The following is a 17,546-nucleotide window of genomic DNA, read 5'->3' on the forward strand; positions in this document are numbered from 1 at the left end:
CAGCGTGGCGTAGATGTAGCCGAGCGCACCGACGAAGAGCAACGCGATCAGGCTGAACATGCCGGGGCGGCCGACCATGCGCACCGCGATCCAGTAGCAGAAATTGCGCAGCATCTGCACGCCGGCATCGGCGCTCTGGAACTTGACCGCAAAGATCTTCTCGTTGCGCACGAACAGCACGCCGAACACCGGAACCAGCGAGAGCACGGCAATCAGCGCGATGATGGTGGCGGCAAGGCCAGCCTCGCCGAATTTGCGGATCAGTTCGGAATCGGAGAATTGCAGGGCAATGAACGAAATGCCGGCGGTTGCGTGGGTGAGCACGCAGGCCGGGCCCACCACCAGAACGGCATTGGTGAAGGCGGTGCGCTTGTCCTGGCCCGCGATCAGGCGGTCGCGTGCCGCGAACGTCAGCTGCATCGAGTCCGAGAAGCTGATCACCATGATGAGCGGCGTCATCACGTTCAGGAACATGTTGAGATTGAAACCGGCCCAGCCGAGGCCGCCGAGCGCGAGCAGGATCGCGATGATCGGCGGGAAAGCCGCGACCACCATGAACGATATCTTGCGGAAGAAGATGATCGCGATGATACAGCCGGCCAGAATGCCGAGGATGTTGTAGGTCAGCCCGTCGCGCTTGACCGCGTTGCGGATCTCGAGCTGCATGACGGGAACGCCGGAGAGCTGGGCGTTGAGACCACTGCCCGACAAGTCGTCGGCCATGATCTTGCGCATTTCGCCGACCACCTTGCCGAGCTCGTTTGAGGAAACGACGCTCGGTTCGAGCGACAGCACGATCAGCGCCAGCGTGCCGTCTTCCGACAACAGCTTGCCGCGAATGATCTCGTTTGATTTGACGGTCTCGGCGAACTTCTCGTAGGCGGCGCCTTGCGGCAATTCGGGCGGGAACAGCGCGGCCGGCAGCTTGCCGGGCTCCGGTGCCTGGCGCGCCGAAAACAGCGAGACCAGACCGCGCACGCCCTCGACCAGCTGCAGGTCGGTGACCATGTCGCGGATCTTTTCGAGGTTCTCGCGGGCCAGCAGCGTTTTGCCCTCGACCACGACGAGCACGTCGAATTCGGTCGCCGGGAAGCGCTTCGTCACGGCCTCGTATTGCTTGTAGTCCTTGGAGTCGGAACGGAACAACTGGCTCAGGGAGTCGTCGATCTTGATCCGCTCGATGCCGAACAGCGCGGCCACGATCAGCGCGGCGAGAATGAACATGGACAGGATCGGCGCCTTGACCGCGATCAGGCCCATGCGCTCGAGCCCGAAGGCGATGCTCTTGCCTGGCGGCGGCGGCTCCTCGATGGCTTCGACGTGGACGTGACTTTCGGAGTTCTTGTCGAGCATACCCTGTCCAGTTCTCACGTCGGCCTGTTCGTGCAGCTTGGCTTATGCATTTGGTGGCGCGAAGGCGGCTTTGACAGCCATCATCCGATTGGCGCTAACCATTGAAATCACGCGGTAAATTAACCGGCGCCGTTTTACAGGGCGAAGCCCCGTCCGGCAAGCATGCGGGACAGGGCAAATCGGCATGAAGATGACGAAAATCCGCGTTAAGTCTCTGATTTGCCACACCTGCCGGCACGGTCCCGGCAACCCCGATCGCGCCGACCGGGCGCCACGACCTCCGGTCAATTTTTCGGGAAATGGCACGCTCGAGGCGAGCGGCGCGACCGCTCAGTCCTGTTTCTTCTCCGCTTCCGTCCCGGCGCGGAGCGCGGCCTTGAACGCCGCGTCGAACAGGCCGGCATATTGGCTCGCATTGACATTGGAGATATGCGCGGTGTCGCGGAAATTGGCCTGCCCGTTCCGGACCAGATAGCAATAGCCGTGCTCGCAGACGGCGGACAGCGGGTCGATGATCAGGAGATGCGGATTATCCCGGTACCGGTCGAGGACGCCCGCGATCTCGCCCCGGAAGGCGCTCATCGTCAGGCCGGGGCTGGCCTCGACTTTCCATTCGTCGATCGCCTTGCCCGCGCGGATCTGGTTTTCGATCCATCGCTGCGGCACGTCGAAGCCGACATGCAGCAACGGCATGATGAAGACGACGGTCTTGCCTGCCGAGAGCAGTCTGTCCACCAGAACAGAAACCTCGGCGGCGGTGCCCCAGATACTGCCAAGCACGACGATGCTCGGCCCCGTCTGCGCCAACACGAAATCAAGCGTGCTGCGGTTGAATTGCCGGCATGGCGGCTGATACCCTGCGTCGATTGCCGCATCGTCGACGAAAGCCCTGCACCCGCTTTGCGTCGCGATCAGCCCGTGGATGCCGTTGGCCAGCGCGGCCGATGAAATCGGATCGAGATACTGGTTGGCAAAGGAATCGCCCCACAGGATCGCCGACGGCATGGCCGCGGCTGGCGCACTGCCGAAGCTGCAATAGGTCTCGGTTGCCTTCTTGGTGGAGTTTGCATTCCGGAAACACTCATCGCGCGGCGTGTTGGTCCTTCGCGCAAGTTCAGCAGGCAGCAGATATTCCGGCAGCCTGCCCGGAAAGCCTTGATTGAGGAACGCCAGCGACACAAAGCCGGCGAAGGCGGCGAACGAGACGCCTGAAGCCGTCAGCAGGACGCGGGGCGTCCAGAAATCGCGCTGCGTTCGGACCGGCTGTTCGACGTAGCGGTAGGACAGCGCGCCAAGTGCCAGCGAGGCCAGCACCATCGCTGTCTTTTGCACGCTGCCGACCTCGTAACCGCGCACCGCGAGCCAGCTCAGGCCGAACACCCAGACCGGCCAGTGCCACAGATAGATCGAGTAGGACCAGTCGCCGATGCGCTGGACCGGGGATAGTGCGAGCAGGCTGCCCTCACCTGCTTTCTGTCGCGCCGCGACGATCATGCAAGCGCCGAGGATCGGCAGGATGGTGAGCACGCCGGGCCATCGCGCTTCTGGCATGGGGTAGACGGTACAGGCTGCGACCAGCACCCAGCCGGCAAGCGCTGTCATCGGCGATTCCAGCCATGACGTTTTCATGCCTTCCGACCGGCGCCGGATCTCAGTGGCTGCGATCAATCCGCCAGCCAACGGCTCCCAGGCCCGCGCCTGCAGGGAGAAGAAGGATGATCCCGTCGCATCTTGCTGGCTTGCCCACAGACACCACGCCAGTGAAAGGGCCGCGAAGACCTGCAGCGCAACGACCACCGCGTTGATCCCTGACATGGCGCGCGAAGCAAGCCGCCAGACCAGGCCAACGATCAGTGGCATGAAGAAATAGAACTGCCACTCCAGCGACAGCGACCAGGTGTGCAGCAGCGGTTTGGTCTGGGCCGCCATGGCGAAATAGCCGCTATCGCTCTTGAAGGCGAAGTTCGAAAAGAAAGTCAGCGCCGACAGCGCCTGGAGCAAATGCCGTTGATATTCAGCCGGCAAAGTCACGAACCAGCCGACGATAACGGACACCATGGTGAGCACCGCAAGCGCAGGATAGATCCTGCGCATCCGCATCATCCAGAAAGCCCACAGCGAAAGGCGACCGAGCCGCAGGTCGTTCAGCACCTTCGTCGTCATCAGATAGCCGGTGATGACGAGGAAGACGTCGACGCCGACGAATCCTCCGGCGAATCCCGGGATCTGGAAGTGGAAGCCGACGACGGCGATCACCGAGAGCGCCCGCAGTCCATTGATGTCGAGCCGGAACCCGTCCGGACCCGCATGCCTGCCCGCAGCGCTTCGCGTCCCCGCTGTCTCCATCGCCTGTCCTGCCCGCTCCTTGGTCGCTTATATCAGGCGCGGGTTGGCTCACCGTGGCGGAGCGGCCACATGTCGATTCGTTTTCGGGCTCAGTCGACCGGTCGGGCCGCGATCAGCGCGGTTCCGCTCTCGTCCTTGAGCGCCACGCCGGTGACCTCTCGCGCGATGCCTTCCCGCACCAGCCACGCGATCTTGAAGGCGGCCTCATCGTAGCTCAGGCCTGCACCGTGGATGTTGGACACGCAATTGCGCTTCTCGTCGGTGAGGCCGATGCGCGGCGCAAAGGTCAGGTAGGCGCCGAGGCTGTCAGGTGCCGACAGGCCGGGCCGCTCGCCGATCAGCATCGCCACCATCCGCGCGCCGAGCACCGCGCCGATCTCGTCGCCCAGCGCCACGCGCGCGTTGGATGCGACCACGACATGCCCGCACCGGATTCCCGCTTCCGTCAGGCGCGGTGTGAGATGACGAACCAGTTCGACCGCGTGGAGATTGACGGCCGCCGGCGACAGCCCGTCGCCGATCACGACCACGACCTCGCTCGCGCCGCTGCTGCGGTCTTCCAGCGTGCGCCGCGAATCCGGCTCCAACATGCGTCCGAGATCGGGACGGCGCAGGTAGTCACCACGGTCGCGCGCCTGACTGGAAACCTCGCTGACTTGCAGGCCGAGGCCGGCCAATCCGGCAACCAGATGCGGCGCATCGAAGGCGGCATGAACGGCGTCGCGCGCGCGTGCGTGGTCGAGCGTAAAGGCAAGCAGCGCGTCGGTCGGCATGCTCGCGCCGGAGCGGCCGAGGCCGACGCGCGCCGGCGTCAACTCCCGCAAGGCTTCAAGCGGACGGGACGGCGGCGCCGGCGTTTTCATGCAGCTTTACTCGGCAGGGACCGAGGCTTCGCGCAGCCGGATCGAATAGTTCGACGCGTTCTGCTGGCCGCCGGACGCCGCACGCGCGAACTTGATCAGATGATGCGCAATGGTGGCCGACCCGATGAATCCCTCGATATCGCCGCGCCGAAGCCGCCCTATCGCGAACTTCCAGAACACGCGCCTGTAGTCGCCGCGCACGCCGACCTGCCAGAAGATATTGCGCAGCATGATCAGCGCGCGGCGAATGTTGCGCCAGCTCTTCATTTCGGGTGCGACCGGCACCTTGATGCGGTTGGCATAGGTGTAGTCGCACTGATACTCGTATCGCGCGAACAGCTTCTCGGGCTCGTAGGCGATCTCCATGCATCGCTTCCAGGAGCTGACGACGTCCTCATACGGCATCAGGAATTCGACATTGGAATCGCGGCTGTCGTCCTCGACCAGACGCCCCTCGCGCTCCAGCCGGTCCCACAGCGGCGTCTTCGGCAGCGCCTGCAGCAGGTTGATGGTGAGCAGCGGAATCCGCGATTCATCGACGAAGTTGAGCAGCGCATCCGCGGTGCCCGGCTTGTCGGTATCGAGCCCCATGATGATGCCGGAGACGACCTCCATGCCGTAGGAATTGATGGTCTGGATGCCCTCGAGGATCGGGACCATCATGTTGTGGTCCTTGTGCATGGCGTGCAGCGCATCGGGGTCCGGCGTCTCGATGCCGCAGAACACCGTGACGAACTGCGCCTCCCGCATCTTCTCGAGGATCTCCGGCCGCTTGGCGATGTTCAGCGTCGCCTCGCAGGCCAGCCGCACGACATATCCTGTCCTCTTCTGCCATTCGATCAGATGCGGCAGCAGGTCCAGCGCAGCCTTGCGGTTGCCGATGAAATTGTCATCGACGAAATAGATCGTGTCGGTCATGCCGCATTCGCGTAAGCGATCCAGTTCGGCAACGATCTGCTCCGGCGTCTTCAGGCGCGGGTTGCGGCCATAGAGGCCGGGGATGTCGCAGAACTCGCACTGATAGGGACAGCCGCTGGAAAACTGGATGCTGCCGAGCAGATATTTTTTCACTTCCGCCAGCTCGTAGGCCGGAATCGGAAACTCGGTCATCGACAGCCGGTCCTTGGTCGTCAGCACCACCTGCTGCGCAGGGCGAGACGGGTCCTGCGCCAACCGCGCAAGCAGCTCGTTGGTGGCGTCGCCGAGCTCGCCGACATGCAGATAGTCGAACGAGGGATAGTAATCCGGGCACGCGCTCACCGAGGGGCCGCCGATCGCCACCGGGAGCTCGAAGCCATGGGCGCGGCGGCAGATGTCGTTCATCTGCTGGCGCTGGATGTGCATGCCGCTGACGAACACCGCCTCCGCCCATTCGAAATCCTCCCTGGAAGCGGGACGGATGTTCTCGTCGACGAAACGAACGGGCCAGTCCGCCGGAAGATAGGCCGCGATCAGGAGAAGACCCTGCGGCGGCATGAATGCCTGGACGCCGTCGGTCAGGGGATAAGCGTGCTCGAACGTACCGAAAGAAGACGTATAGCGCGGAAAGACGCACAGAATACGCCGTACCGTTCCGATGCCTTCAGCTCTCATCAAATTTCCTCAAGGCTGGCGCGAATTTAAGCACGACATTGAAAGCTGGGCCAGAAGTTCTTCAATATTGTGACAGTCACCTCTAACTCGCTGTGGGTTCAATTGGTTGCACGAAAATCTGCCGGCCGCGGGGCCAGGGCTTACGTGACCGGGCTCACGTGATCAGGCGATCAGGCGCGAGGCAAATTCGGGCAGCAGACCCGCGTTGCCCGCAAGCCGGAAATCGGCGTCGGCGAGGCCTGCGCGCACCAGCCACTCGTCGAATTCCGGCGCCCGCTTCAGGCCGAAGAGGTCGCGGACGTAGAGCGCGTCGTGAAACGAGGTCGACTGATAGTTCAGCATGACGTCATCGGCGCCCGGCACCCCCATGATGAAGGTGACACCGGCGGCGGCCAATAGCGTCAGCAGATTGTCCATGTCGTCCTGGTCGGCCTCGGCATGGTTGGTGTAGCAGACGTCGACGCCGAGCGGCAGGCCGAGAAGCTTGCCGCAGAAATGATCCTCCAGCCCGGCGCGGATGATTTCCTTGCCGTCATAGAGATATTCCGGGCCGATGAAGCCGACCACACTGTTGACCAGCAGCGGATCGAAGGCGCGCGCCACCGCATAGGCCCGCGCCTCGCAGGTCTGCTGGTCGACATGGTGATTGGCGTTGGCCGACAGCGCCGAGCCCTGCCCGGTCTCGAAATACATCACATTCTCGCCGACCGTGCCGCGGCGGAGCGACAGCCCGGCCGCGCGCGCCTCGCGGAGCAGCGCGAGATCGACACCAAAGCTGCGGTTGGCCGCTTCGGTTCCGGCGATCGATTGAAACACCAGATCGACCGGCGCGCCCTGCCCGATCAATCCGAGCGTCGTCGTCACGTGGGTGAGCACGCAGCCCTGCGTCGGAATCTGCAACCGCGCGATGATGCCATCGAGCAGCCGCAGCAGTTCGCCGATCACGGCCGGATCGTCGCTGGCCGGATTGATGCCGATGCAGGCATCGCCCGATCCCAGGAGGATGCCGTCGAGGATCGAAGCGGTAATGCCCTTGGCGTCATCGAAGGGGTGATTGGGCTGCAGCCGCACGCTCATCCGTCCCTTCAGGCCGATGGTGTTGCGAAACGCCGTGGTCACGGCGCATTTTTTGGCAACCAGGATCAGGTCCTGGTTGCGCATCAGTTTGGAGACGCCGGCGGCCATTTCCGGCGTGATCCCGCGCGCGACCTTCGCCAGGGTCTCAGCTGTCGCGGCATCGGAGAGCAGCCAGTCGCGGAAGCCCCCGACGGTCAGCGACGAGATGGGCGCAAAGCCCGGGGCGTCGTGGCTGTCGATGATCAGCCGCGTGACCTCGTCGTCTTCGTAAGGAATGACGGCCTCGTTGAGGAATTGCTTGAGCGGCAGGTCGGCGAGCGCCATCCGCGCCGCGATCATCGCTTCCGCGCTGTCGGCCGCGACGCCGGCAAGACGATCGCCGGACCGCGGCGGCGTCGCCTTGGCGAGCAGTTCGCGCAAATCGCCGAATACGTAGGCGGTGCCGCCGATGACCTGGCGATAGACCATGCTGACCTTCCCGCGCCCGTACCCGCGCCCTGCCGCCTCGCTAATCTATGCCGGGCGGACAGCCAAGGCTACCCAGCTAGTCCAGCGTACCGAAATGGCGAACGGCAAAGCTTATCTCATAGGCCACCGCGCCTAGCGCAAACAGCAGGTGGAATTTCGGATTGCGCGTTCTCGCAGCTATCGCTGACAGCAGGATGAATGCACTGATGGCGACGAGATAGTCCAGTCCCAGCGACCGCAGATGCGCTTCGCCCTTTATCCAAGTGTCGACTACATCGAGCGCTTCGGTAAGGGCGGCAAAACCAAAGAACCAGCGGCGGCGCGAGAGGAAGTAATCTTCGTAACCCTGATAGTCATCGAGATCCTGCGGGAAAAGCAGGACGCTCAGGAAATAGTACATCGATGCGTAAACGCAAACGAAGAAGTAAAGGCCATACGTCCAGTGCTGGATCTGGTTCAGCCGAAACTCAAACCACCAGAACGTGACGACGTTCAGCAGCGCCCAGGCGACCCAGGCAAGATGTACTGGCCAGATCGGGTAGCGACCGGGATGCTGGACCAGGCCCGCGATGCCGCTGACCAACCGCGTGACGCTGAGCCCCAGGATCAGGGCGATCAGCACGCGCACGTGAAGATAGAGATCGAGATTGCCCGGCAAGGCGGCAGCACTTTGAGTCATGAGTCCCGGTTCTCACGCATAAGCATGCGCCGCCTGCAGCAGGCGCCACACGACGAATTGGAGCGATGGTTTGAGAATTGCGCACTTGCCGCCCGGGCAAGGCGAGTTCGAACAAGTTCCGCCGCCTTGCTTGCTGTCTAGCTTGATTCGCTGCAGAGATGCCTGCCGAAGCGCGACAGCGCGTGGTGAGAACTCCCCCGGCCGATGCGGTCACGGGACCTGTGTCGCTGTCCGGCTATGGCCACCTCCAATTGCGCCGGCATGGCCGAGCCCGTTCGGGTCGGCGCGGAGCTGCCGAATCTTCCTGGCGATGCAAGTCATTCCGAGGGTGTAATTAACTGAAATCACTTGATAATTAGTATTAGTTGCACGCCCCGCAACTTCGCGCGTTAAGACATTTTCCATCTAACTTGGGCACACTTTGCCAAAGTAAGCGGCAGTCGCTGGATTCCGCTCCGGCGCGCCGATACGGCTGAAATTTACAAAAATCCCGTACTTGTTTTGGTGACGCCATGGCATCCCGGTTTTCGCTCGCAGCCAGACTATATTCGATCTTCGCGCTGTTCGCGCTGCTGGTTGCCGCCATCACGGCGCTGTCCGACTACAACACCCGCCAGAACGCCGCCCTCACCGAGGCGGTCTCGATTGCGAGCCGCGCCGCGCTCAATGTCGAGCGCATCAATTCGCTGGTCTATGCGGTCGTGATGGAATCCCGCGGCATCTACATGTCGACCGAACCGGCGGTGGTGAAGAAATACGGCGACGGGCTGCTCAAGTTCAATGAGCGCATTCTCGACGTCGTGAAGAACTGGGAGGCGCTGGTTCAGGCCGATGACGCCCAGCAGTTCGCCACCTTCAAGAAGCGGATCCAGCAGTTCGTCGACTTCCGCAAGGAACTGGTTCGCCGCGGCGTCGAGATCAACGCGGCCGCAGGGCGCGAATGGGGCGACAACGACGCCAACCGCGAAGTGCGCACCGCGCTGAACAAGGATCTCGAGGCGCTGTCCAAGGTCTATGCCGAACGCAGCAAGAAGCTGGCGCAACAGACCGACACCAACCACACGCTGGCCTTTGTGCTCACCGCTCTCGGCGTCATGGCACTGGCAGTGGTGGTCATCGGCATCCTGATCATTGCGCGCTCGATCGCCCACCCGCTGTCGGTTATCACCGCCACCATCAAGCAGGTCGCCGACGGCGCCGAGGGCGTCGAGGTTCCGCATACCGGCCGCGCCGACGAGATCGGCGCGCTGGCCCGCGCCATCAAGATCTTCCAGGAGGCGATGGATCGCAACCGCAACCTCAATTCGCAGGTGCTGCAGGATTCCAAGGCCCGCGACGAGCGCACCCGGCACATCGAAGCCTCGGTCGACGCCTTCCGGGAAGCGATCGGCGGCGTGCTGCGCGCGGTCAAGGACAATGCGACCTCGATGCGCGGCACCGCCGAGACCATCGCCAACGTCTCATCGGAAGCGAGCGGGCGTGCGGTGGCCGCCAACGGCGCGACCGAGCAGGCCTCCAGCAACGTCTCTGCGGTGGCCAGCGCCGCCGAGGAACTTTCCGCTTCCGTCGAGGAAATCGGCCGCCAGGTGCGCCAATCCGCGAGTGCTGTCGAGCAGGCCGGCCATCGCACCGAGAAATCGGTCGCCGAAATCGAGGGACTTGCGGCCGCGACCCAGCGCATCGACGGCGTGCTGAGCCTGATCCAGGCGATTGCCGAACAGACCAATCTCTTGGCGCTCAACGCGACGATCGAGGCGGCGCGTGCCGGCGATGCCGGCCGCGGCTTTGCCGTGGTCGCCCACGAGGTCAAGGCGCTGGCCGAGCAGACCGCGAAAGCGACCGCCGAAATCGGCCAGAACGTCGGCCTGATCCAGACCTCGACCAAAACCTCCGTCGAGGCGGTCCGCGAGATCGGCAACGCGGTGCGCGAGATCAACGAGGTTACTTCCATCATCGCCAGCGCGATCGAGCAGCAGGATTCGGCAACCCGCGAGATCTCGTCGAATGCGCAACTGGCGGCGCAGGGCAACGGAACGCTGGTGGTCAATATCTCTTCGCTGAGCGATGCGATCGGCACGACCAGCACGGCGGCCGCCTCCGTGCTCACCGCCTCCAGCGAACTGACCGCGACCGCCGATACGCTGTCCCGCGAGGTCGAAAAGTTCTTCCGCAACCTGCGCGCGGATTCATCCGAGCAGGTGCGGAAGACCGGGACGTAAGGCCCGCTGCAGCAATTGCGGAGCATCTGTAATCCGTCACCCTGAGGAGGCCGCAACACGGCCGTCTCGAAGGGCGACGGCCACCAGCCGGGCCGCACATCCTTCGAGACGCGCTTCGCGCTCCTCAGGATGACGGATCACGATGGGTGGGGCCAAGTCCGGCCTACTCCACCAGCACCACATCGACGGCCACGCCGAGCTTCTGCTTGCGCGATCCGACGATGATGCCGTCGACCGGCGAGACGTCAGAAAAATCCCGGCCGATCGACAGGATGATGTGGTCGTTCTCGACCAGGAGGTCGTTGGTCGGATCGAAGCCGACCCAGCCGAGCTCGGGACCGCACCAGACCGACACCCAGGCGTGGCTGGCGTCGGCGCCCTGCAGGCGCGGCTGGCCGGCGGGCGGGGTGGTGCGGAGATAGCCGCTGACATAGGCCGCCGGCAGGCCGAGCCCGCGCAGGCCCGCGATCATCACATGGGCAAAATCCTGGCAGACGCCGTGGCGCTTTTCGAGCACCTCCTTGAGCGGCGTCGAAATCACGGTGGCCTTGGGGTCGTAGCGGAAATCGCGGCGTATCCGGGACATCAGGTCGACGGCGCCCGCGAGGATGCCGCCATCAGGCGGGAAGCTTGGCGCGGCATAGGCGGTGAGCGGCGCCAGCACCGGCACCAGCGAACTCGCGAAGACGTATCCGACCGGTGACGCGGGGCCGAGGCTGGTGGCCTCGAACGCGACGTCGCGGATGCGCTCCCAGGGCGGGCTAGGTGCCGCGCGGGCGGGCGCATGGCGCGAGACCGAAACGCGCGAGCGGGAATCGATCCGCAGATTGCGATGCGCGGTCTCGATCAGCACGCTCTCGGTATGGGTTCCGAAAAAGTCGCGCCGCACCGTGCGCTCGGCCGGCCGCGGCCGGATATCGACCGAATGCGAGATCAATTGCTGCCCGTCGCTGCTCCGCGGCTCCAGCCGCAGCGAGCAGCGCGCAAAGCTCACCGGGCTCTCGTAAGCATAGGTCGTGACGTGACGGATGTCGTAGATCACGCGAGGCCCGTCAGCTTCTCCGGCCGGCTCGCATGCGGTCCGTGCGGGAAATAATGCTGACCGATCGCGTCGGCGAGATTGAGCAGAGCCTGTTCGAGCGCAAACAGGGTCGTGACGTCGAGCGTAGCGGCCTCTCCCGTCGTCAGCGTCGCCTGCAATGCCACGGCCAGCCGTTGCGGCCGCTCGATCAGGCCGTGCTCCTTCAGGCTCGGGAGGGCTGCGATATGATCATTCAGCGTCGCCACCTGAAACGCGACCGAGCGCGGATTATAGGGATCGAGCACCGCAAGATCCCGCACCGGCGCCAGTGCCGGCCCAACCAGATAGCGCGAGCGATAGGTGATCTGGCAATCCACCAGCGTCAGCAGGGCGTCGAGGTCATCCTCGCCGGCTTCGTCATAGGCAAACTGCCGCGCAAACCGCACCGTGTTGATGGCGCGCTCGGCGCGGCGGCCCATGTCTAGGAAGCGCCAGCCGGCGGCGCGGTTCATGTTCTCCTGTGCGAGGCCTGCAAGGCTCGCCAGCTCCTGCAGCGTCAGTTCGGCGGCGCTGACGACGCTGTCGTCGTCGTCGACCTGCAGCGCGAGGCGTTCCACCATCTCGGTGATGACCTGCCAGGCGTCCGGCGAGAGCCGCTCGCGCAACGAGCTCGCGGTGCGCTGCACCGATCGCACCAGGGACAACGCCGAGCCGAACTTCTCCTCGCTCTGCAGCGCCTCGGCGATGACCCGCGCCGGGTTTGACCGTGTCGTTTGCGAGGTGGCGCCCCAGCTCACCAGAATGCGCTGGATGCGCTCGACCGAATGCAGCGCGGTTGGCGCGCCGTTGGCCGGATCGCGCGTCGAGGTGCCGAGCACGCGGATCAGCCGCAGCGTCGCCTCTGCGCGTTCGAGATAGCGGCCGAGCCAGAACAGATTGTCGGCGGCGCGGCTCGGCACCACGCCGGCGATCCGCCTGATGCGTACGGTTTCGGCGGCCGGCAGCAGCGTCGACGTCGAGACCGCCTTGTCGGAAACCACCCAGACATCAGCCGCTCGCGCGCCGTCCCCCATCGACACGGCGCGGGCATCGGGTTGGTCGGCGATCCGGCAGAAACCGCCGGGCATTATGGTCCAGCCCTGCGGCGTGGCGGCGGCAAATACTCTCAGCACGAACGGGCGCGGCGTGATCCGGCCCTGCTCCCACACCGGTGTCGTCGACAGCCGCACCAGTTCCTGGCCGACATAATCGATGCCGCGGTCGGTGATCGCCTGCCGGAGCCGGTCGCGTTCGTCGGGCGGCAGTTCGCCTGCCAGCACGGGCCCGTGGCTGGAAAAGCCCGGAACGGCCCGGCCATAGGCGCCCTCGATCGCGAAATCCTCCAGCCGCGACAGCACCTCCTCGCGCGCCGATTTCTGGCCGCACCACCAGGTCGCGATGTGCGGCATGATCAAGGTCTCGCCGAGCAGACGCCGGCACAGGCTGGGCAGGAAGCCAAGCAGCGCCCTCGCCTCCAGCACGCCCGAGCCCGGCATGTTGGCGACCACGACGCCGCCCTTACGTACGACGTCGATCAGGCCGGGCACGCCGAGCTGCGAGGAGGCATCGAGTTCGAGCGGATCGAGAAAATTGGAATCGACCCGCCGCAGCAGCACGTCGAGGCGCTTCAGTCCCGCGACGGTGCGGATATGGATGCGGTCGCCGCTGACGGCGAGATCGTCGCCTTCCACCAGCAGGAAGCCGAGATAGCGCGCGAGCGTGGCGTGCTCGAAATAGGTCTCGCTGAAGGCGCCCGGCGTCAGCAGGCCGATGCGCGGCTCGTCGCGGTCGGCGCTGGCGCGAAGTGAATCGCGGAATGCCTCGAAGAACGGCGCGACGCGCTCGACGTTCATCGACTTGTAGAGATTGGAAAAGGCGCGCGACAGCACCAGGCGATTTTCCAGCGCATAGCCGGCACCTGACGGCGCCTGCGTGCGGTCGTTCAGCACCCACCAGCGGCCGTCGGGGCCACGGCCGACATCGGCGGCATAGAAATGCAGATGACGCCCGCCAGGCGGTTTGACGCCGCAGACGGCACGCAGATATTCGTTGCTGCCGGCAATCGCCGCCGCCGGCACCGCGCCCTCGGTGACGAGCCGCCCCTCGCCATAGAGATCGCGCAGGATCATTTCGAACAACTGCGCGCGCTGCGCGATGCCCGTGGTCAGTTGCTGCCAGTCGGCCTCGTCGATGATCAGCGGCAGATGGCTGAGCGGCCACAGCCGGTCGGCGGTCTCGCCGGGCGCGCGATAGGTGACGCCGGCCTCGCGCAGATGACGGTCGGCGGAGGCGAAGCGCCGCTCGATATCGACGGGCGAGAGCGCCGCAAAGGCATCGAAGAAGCGGGCCCAGGCCGCGCGGGGCGCCCCGTCAGGCCCGATATATTCATCAGGGATTCCGGGCAGCCGCGCATAGTCGCGCGTCCATTGCGCCATCCGGCGCTGGCCCGGACGGGCCTTGCTCTCCTGGTTGTTGCCCTGGCCTGACATTCCGATTCCCCGAGACGGCCGATTAGATCAGGAGCGGCGTCCTCAAGTCGAGTGTCAAAGGGAATTCAATGGTGCGTTCCTCGGGCGGCGGCTCGATTTTGCCCGGGGTGTGGCCGTGATCCTGAAACCGGGCCAGCCGGCGGGCTTCCGCCTCATAGGAATTGACCGGCTTGGTGTCATAGTTGCGGCCGCCGGGATGGGCGACATGGTAGACGCAGCCGCCGAGCGAGCGGCCGTTCCAGCTATCAATTAAGTCAAATGTCAGCGGTGCGTGCACCGGAATGGTCGGGTGCAGCCCCGATGCCGGCTGCCAGGCCTTGAAGCGGACGGCGGCGACCGCCTCGCTGGCGCGCCCCATTGACGTCATCGGCATCCGCCGGCCATTGCAGGTCACGACATGGCGTCCCTCGACAAAGCCGGTCGCCTTGACCTGCAGCCGCTCCACGGAAGAATCGACGTAGCGCACGGTGCCGCCGGCCGAGCCCTCCTCGCCCAGCACATGCCATGGCTCCAGTGCCTGCCGCAATTCCAGCGCGACGCCGCCATGATGCACGCGGCCGAACACCGGAAAACGAAACTCGAGCTGCGCCGAATACCAGTCCGGCGAGAAGTCGTAGCCGGATTGCCGGAGCTCATCGAGCACGCCGAGAAAATCCTCCCAGAGGAAATGCGGCAGCATGTAGCGATCGTGCAGCGTGGTGCCCCAGCGCACGAACTTGCCTTGCAGTGGCTCGCGCCACAGTTTTGCAATCAGCGCGCGGATCAGGAGTTGCTGCGCCAGCGACATCCGCGGGTCCGGCGGCATTTCGAGCGCGCGGAATTCGACGAGCCCGAGACGGCCGGTCGGCCCGTCGGGCGAATAGAGCTTGTCGATGCAGATCTCGGCGCGGTGGGTGTTGCCGGTGATGTCGACGAGGATATGCCGGAACAGCCGGTCGACCAGCCACAGCGGGGCTTCGATGCCGGGCGGCGGCACATGCGATAGCGCGATCTCCAGTTCATAGAGCCCGTCATGCCGCGCCTCGTCGATGCGCGGCGCCTGGCTGGTCGGGCCGATGAACATGCCGGAGAACAGATAGGACAGCGACGGATGGCGCTGCCAGTACAGCACGAGACTTTTCAGCAGATCCGGACGGCGCAGGAACGGCGAGGCTTCCGGTGTCGAGCCACCGACCACGACATGGTTCCCGCCACCGGTGCCGGTATGACGGCCATCGACCAGAAAGCGGTTGGCGCCGAGGCGAACCTTTGCGGCGTCTTCGTACAGGCCGAAAGTAATATCGACCGCTTCGCGCCAGCTCTGCGCCGGCTGGACGTTGATCTCGATGACGCCGGGATCGGGCGTCACCTTGATGACCTCGATGCGCGGATCATAGGGCGGCCCATAGCCCTCGACATGAACCGGGATCTGCATCTCCTCGGCGGTCGCCTCCACCGCCGCGATCAATTCGAGATAGTCCTCGACTCTCTCGACCGGTGGCATGAAGACGCACAAGACGCCGTCGCGGATTTCGACCGATGTTGCCGTGCGCACCGGCTTGGGCTGCTTCGGCTTCTGTGCCAGCCGCGAGCGAACGCTATCAGCCACCGCGTCCTTGTGTTCCGTCGCCAGTTCGAGCCGCGGCTCCATCGGGTCCTGCTCGACGATGTAGGGATAGTCTTCCGGCTCGACATGCGGCAGCGAGGCCATCGGCAGCCGCAGCCCGAGCGGGGAATCGCCCGGGATCAGAAACAGATGGCTGCGCCGAAGCTGCCAGCGCTCGCTCATCCAGCCCGAACCATCGGCGCCCGCGTGCTGGATCGGCAGCACGAACCCTCTGGCCTTGTTGAGTCCCTCATCGAACACCCGCGCCATGCGCGAGCGTTCTTCCGCCTCGGAGAGCTTGGAATCGCTGGGATCGACATTGACCGGAAGGGCGGCTTCCTTCTGCAGCCAGTGCACGGGATCTTCATAGGCGGGCATCACGTAAGCGATATCGAGGCCGAGACGCTTCGCGGCACGCTCCATGAATTGTTGAGCGTCTTCGATTATCGCCTTGCGCGGGCTATCGATCGTCGCAATCAGATCGGCATTCTTCCAGATCGGCACGCCGTCCTTGCGCCAATAAAGGCCGAACGCCCAGCGCGGCAGGCTTTCGCCCGGATACCATTTGCCCTGTCCGTAATGCAGCAGGCCGCCCGGTGCAAAGCGCGCGCGCAGCTTGCGGATCAGCTCATCCGCCAGCGCCTGCTTGGTCGGGCCGACGGCGGCGATATTCCATTCCGGCGATTCCAGATCGTCGACGGAGACGAAGGTCGGCTCGCCGCCCATGGTGAGACGCACGTCGTCAGCTCTGAGATCGGCATCGACCTGCTCGCCCAGCGCATCGAGACGCGCCCAGGATTCATCCGAGAACGGCCGCGTGATCCGCGGCGCCTCGCGGATGCGCCTGACGCTCATCTCGAAAGCAAAATCGACTTCGGCAAACCCGGCGCTGCCCGAGACCGGCGCGGCAGATCGATAATGCGGCGTGGCGGCGACCGGGATGTGCCCCTCGCCCGTCAGCATGCCGGACGTGACGTCGAACCCGATCCAGCCGGCCCCGGGAAGATAGACCTCGGCCCAGGCGTGCAGATCGGTGAAATCGCGTTCGACCTCGCGCGGCCCTTCGACCGGATCGATGTCGGGACGAAGCTGGATGAGATAGCCGGAGACGAAGCGCGCGGCGAGGCCGAGATGCCGCAACGCCTGGATCAGCAGCCACGCCGAGTCGCGGCACGAACCGGAGCCGCGCGCCAGCGTCTCTTCCGGCGTCTGAATGCCCGGCTCCATCCGGATGACATAGTTGATCTTCTTCCGTAGCTGCGCGTTGAGCTCGACCAGGAAATTGACGGTACTGTCCGCCTCGCGCGGAATCTCCTTCAGATACTGCTCGAACAGTGGCCCCTGCCCGGTGGTGGCGAGATATGGCGCGAGCTCGGTCTTGAGATCGTTGGGGTATTGGAACGGAAAGGAATTGGCGTAGGGCTCGACGAAGAAGTCGAAGGGGTTGACCACCGTCATCTGCGCGGTGAAGTCGACTTCGATCTTGAGTTCGGTTGCCTTCTCCGGAAACACGAATCGCGCCAGCCAGTTGCCCTGCGGGTCCTGCTGCCAGTTCACGAAGTGGTTGGCCGGTGTGACTTTGAGCGAATAACTCAGGATCGGCGTGCGCGTATGCGGCGCCGGGCGCAGGCGAACGGTTTGCGGGCCGAGATCGATCGGTCGGTCGTATTTGTAGTGTGTGACGTGATGAAGTGCGACGAAGATCGACACGGACCGGAAACTCCAGCGGCTTTTTTAAGCAGAACACCGGTTCCGGGTGGGATCAAGCATTAACAACGGGCACGGGGTGCCTATGGGGCAGGCTGAGCTCCTTC

9 protein-coding genes and 1 pseudogene are annotated in these 17,546 nt (G+C 64.5%); 1 reads left to right on the top strand and 9 read right to left on the bottom strand.

Annotated elements, in window-relative coordinates; all coding sequences use genetic code 11:
* The 6 genes and pseudogenes from CQ14_RS47440 to CQ14_RS40470 form a co-directional block, all read right to left on the bottom strand.
* Positions 1 to 1,353, bottom strand: a pseudogene (locus tag CQ14_RS47440) (efflux RND transporter permease subunit); the annotation flags it as partial.
* A 330-nt stretch (positions 1,354 to 1,683) separates the two neighbouring features.
* Positions 1,684 to 3,699, bottom strand: a complete 2,016-nt coding sequence (locus CQ14_RS40450; RefSeq protein ID WP_057863311.1) for an acyltransferase family protein — start codon at positions 3,697 to 3,699, stop codon at positions 1,684 to 1,686.
* Between the two features lie 89 nt (positions 3,700 to 3,788).
* Entirely contained in the window at positions 3,789 to 4,562 is a 774-nt protein-coding gene (gene eutC / locus CQ14_RS40455) for an ethanolamine ammonia-lyase subunit EutC (protein WP_057863312.1), read from the bottom strand.
* A 6-nt stretch (positions 4,563 to 4,568) separates the two neighbouring features.
* Positions 4,569 to 6,155: a B12-binding domain-containing radical SAM protein gene (locus CQ14_RS40460; protein ID WP_057863313.1), complete on the bottom strand. Its 1,587-nt coding sequence runs from the start codon at positions 6,153 to 6,155 to the stop codon at positions 4,569 to 4,571.
* Between the two features lie 162 nt (positions 6,156 to 6,317).
* Entirely contained in the window at positions 6,318 to 7,700 is a 1,383-nt protein-coding gene (locus tag CQ14_RS40465) for an ethanolamine ammonia-lyase subunit EutB (RefSeq protein WP_057863314.1), read from the bottom strand.
* Positions 7,701 to 7,776: 76 nt separating this feature from the next.
* A complete protein-coding gene (locus tag CQ14_RS40470) occupies positions 7,777 to 8,379 on the bottom strand; it encodes a hypothetical protein (protein ID WP_063800492.1) in 603 nt (200 codons plus the stop codon).
* A gap of 512 nt (positions 8,380 to 8,891) precedes the next feature.
* Between CQ14_RS40470 and CQ14_RS40475 the strand changes: the two genes are divergently transcribed.
* Positions 8,892 to 10,598: a methyl-accepting chemotaxis protein gene (locus CQ14_RS40475; protein ID WP_057863316.1), complete on the top strand. Its 1,707-nt coding sequence runs from the start codon at positions 8,892 to 8,894 to the stop codon at positions 10,596 to 10,598.
* A gap of 163 nt (positions 10,599 to 10,761) precedes the next feature.
* On the opposite strand, the gene CQ14_RS40480 is transcribed toward CQ14_RS40475, so the two are convergent.
* The 3 genes from CQ14_RS40480 to CQ14_RS40490 are packed head-to-tail and all read right to left on the bottom strand — an operon-like array spanning position 10,762 to position 17,442.
* Positions 10,762 to 11,640 (bottom strand): transglutaminase family protein, encoded by an 879-nt coding sequence (locus CQ14_RS40480; protein ID WP_057863317.1) that lies wholly within the window; start codon positions 11,638 to 11,640, stop codon positions 10,762 to 10,764.
* Positions 11,637 to 14,147 (bottom strand): circularly permuted type 2 ATP-grasp protein, encoded by a 2,511-nt coding sequence (locus CQ14_RS40485; RefSeq protein ID WP_057863318.1) that lies wholly within the window; start codon positions 14,145 to 14,147, stop codon positions 11,637 to 11,639. Before CQ14_RS40485 ends, CQ14_RS40480 begins: the two co-directional genes overlap by 4 nt.
* Before the next feature lie 22 nt (positions 14,148 to 14,169).
* A complete protein-coding gene (locus tag CQ14_RS40490; RefSeq protein WP_057863319.1) occupies positions 14,170 to 17,442 on the bottom strand; it encodes a transglutaminase family protein in 3,273 nt (1,090 codons plus the stop codon).
* Positions 17,443 to 17,546 lie beyond the last annotated feature (104 nt).

The sequence above is a fragment of the Bradyrhizobium lablabi genome (genome assembly GCF_001440475.1).
Taxonomy (GTDB): Bacteria; Pseudomonadota; Alphaproteobacteria; order Rhizobiales; family Xanthobacteraceae; genus Bradyrhizobium; species Bradyrhizobium lablabi.

Excerpts from the sequence above, each read along its gene's own strand:
- CQ14_RS40475 (WP_057863316.1), top strand. The coding sequence starts at position 8,892 with ATGGCATCCCGGTTTTCGCTCGCAGCCAGACTATATTCGATCTTCGCG.
- CQ14_RS40450 (WP_057863311.1), bottom strand. The coding sequence starts at position 3,699 with ATGGAGACAGCGGGGACGCGAAGCGCTGCGGGCAGGCATGCGGGTCCG.
- CQ14_RS40470 (WP_063800492.1), bottom strand. The coding sequence starts at position 8,379 with ATGACTCAAAGTGCTGCCGCCTTGCCGGGCAATCTCGATCTCTATCTT.
- CQ14_RS40485 (WP_057863318.1), bottom strand. The coding sequence starts at position 14,147 with ATGTCAGGCCAGGGCAACAACCAGGAGAGCAAGGCCCGTCCGGGCCAG.
- CQ14_RS40460 (WP_057863313.1), bottom strand. The coding sequence starts at position 6,155 with ATGAGAGCTGAAGGCATCGGAACGGTACGGCGTATTCTGTGCGTCTTT.
- eutC (WP_057863312.1), bottom strand. The coding sequence starts at position 4,562 with ATGAAAACGCCGGCGCCGCCGTCCCGTCCGCTTGAAGCCTTGCGGGAG.
- CQ14_RS40465 (WP_057863314.1), bottom strand. The coding sequence starts at position 7,700 with ATGGTCTATCGCCAGGTCATCGGCGGCACCGCCTACGTATTCGGCGAT.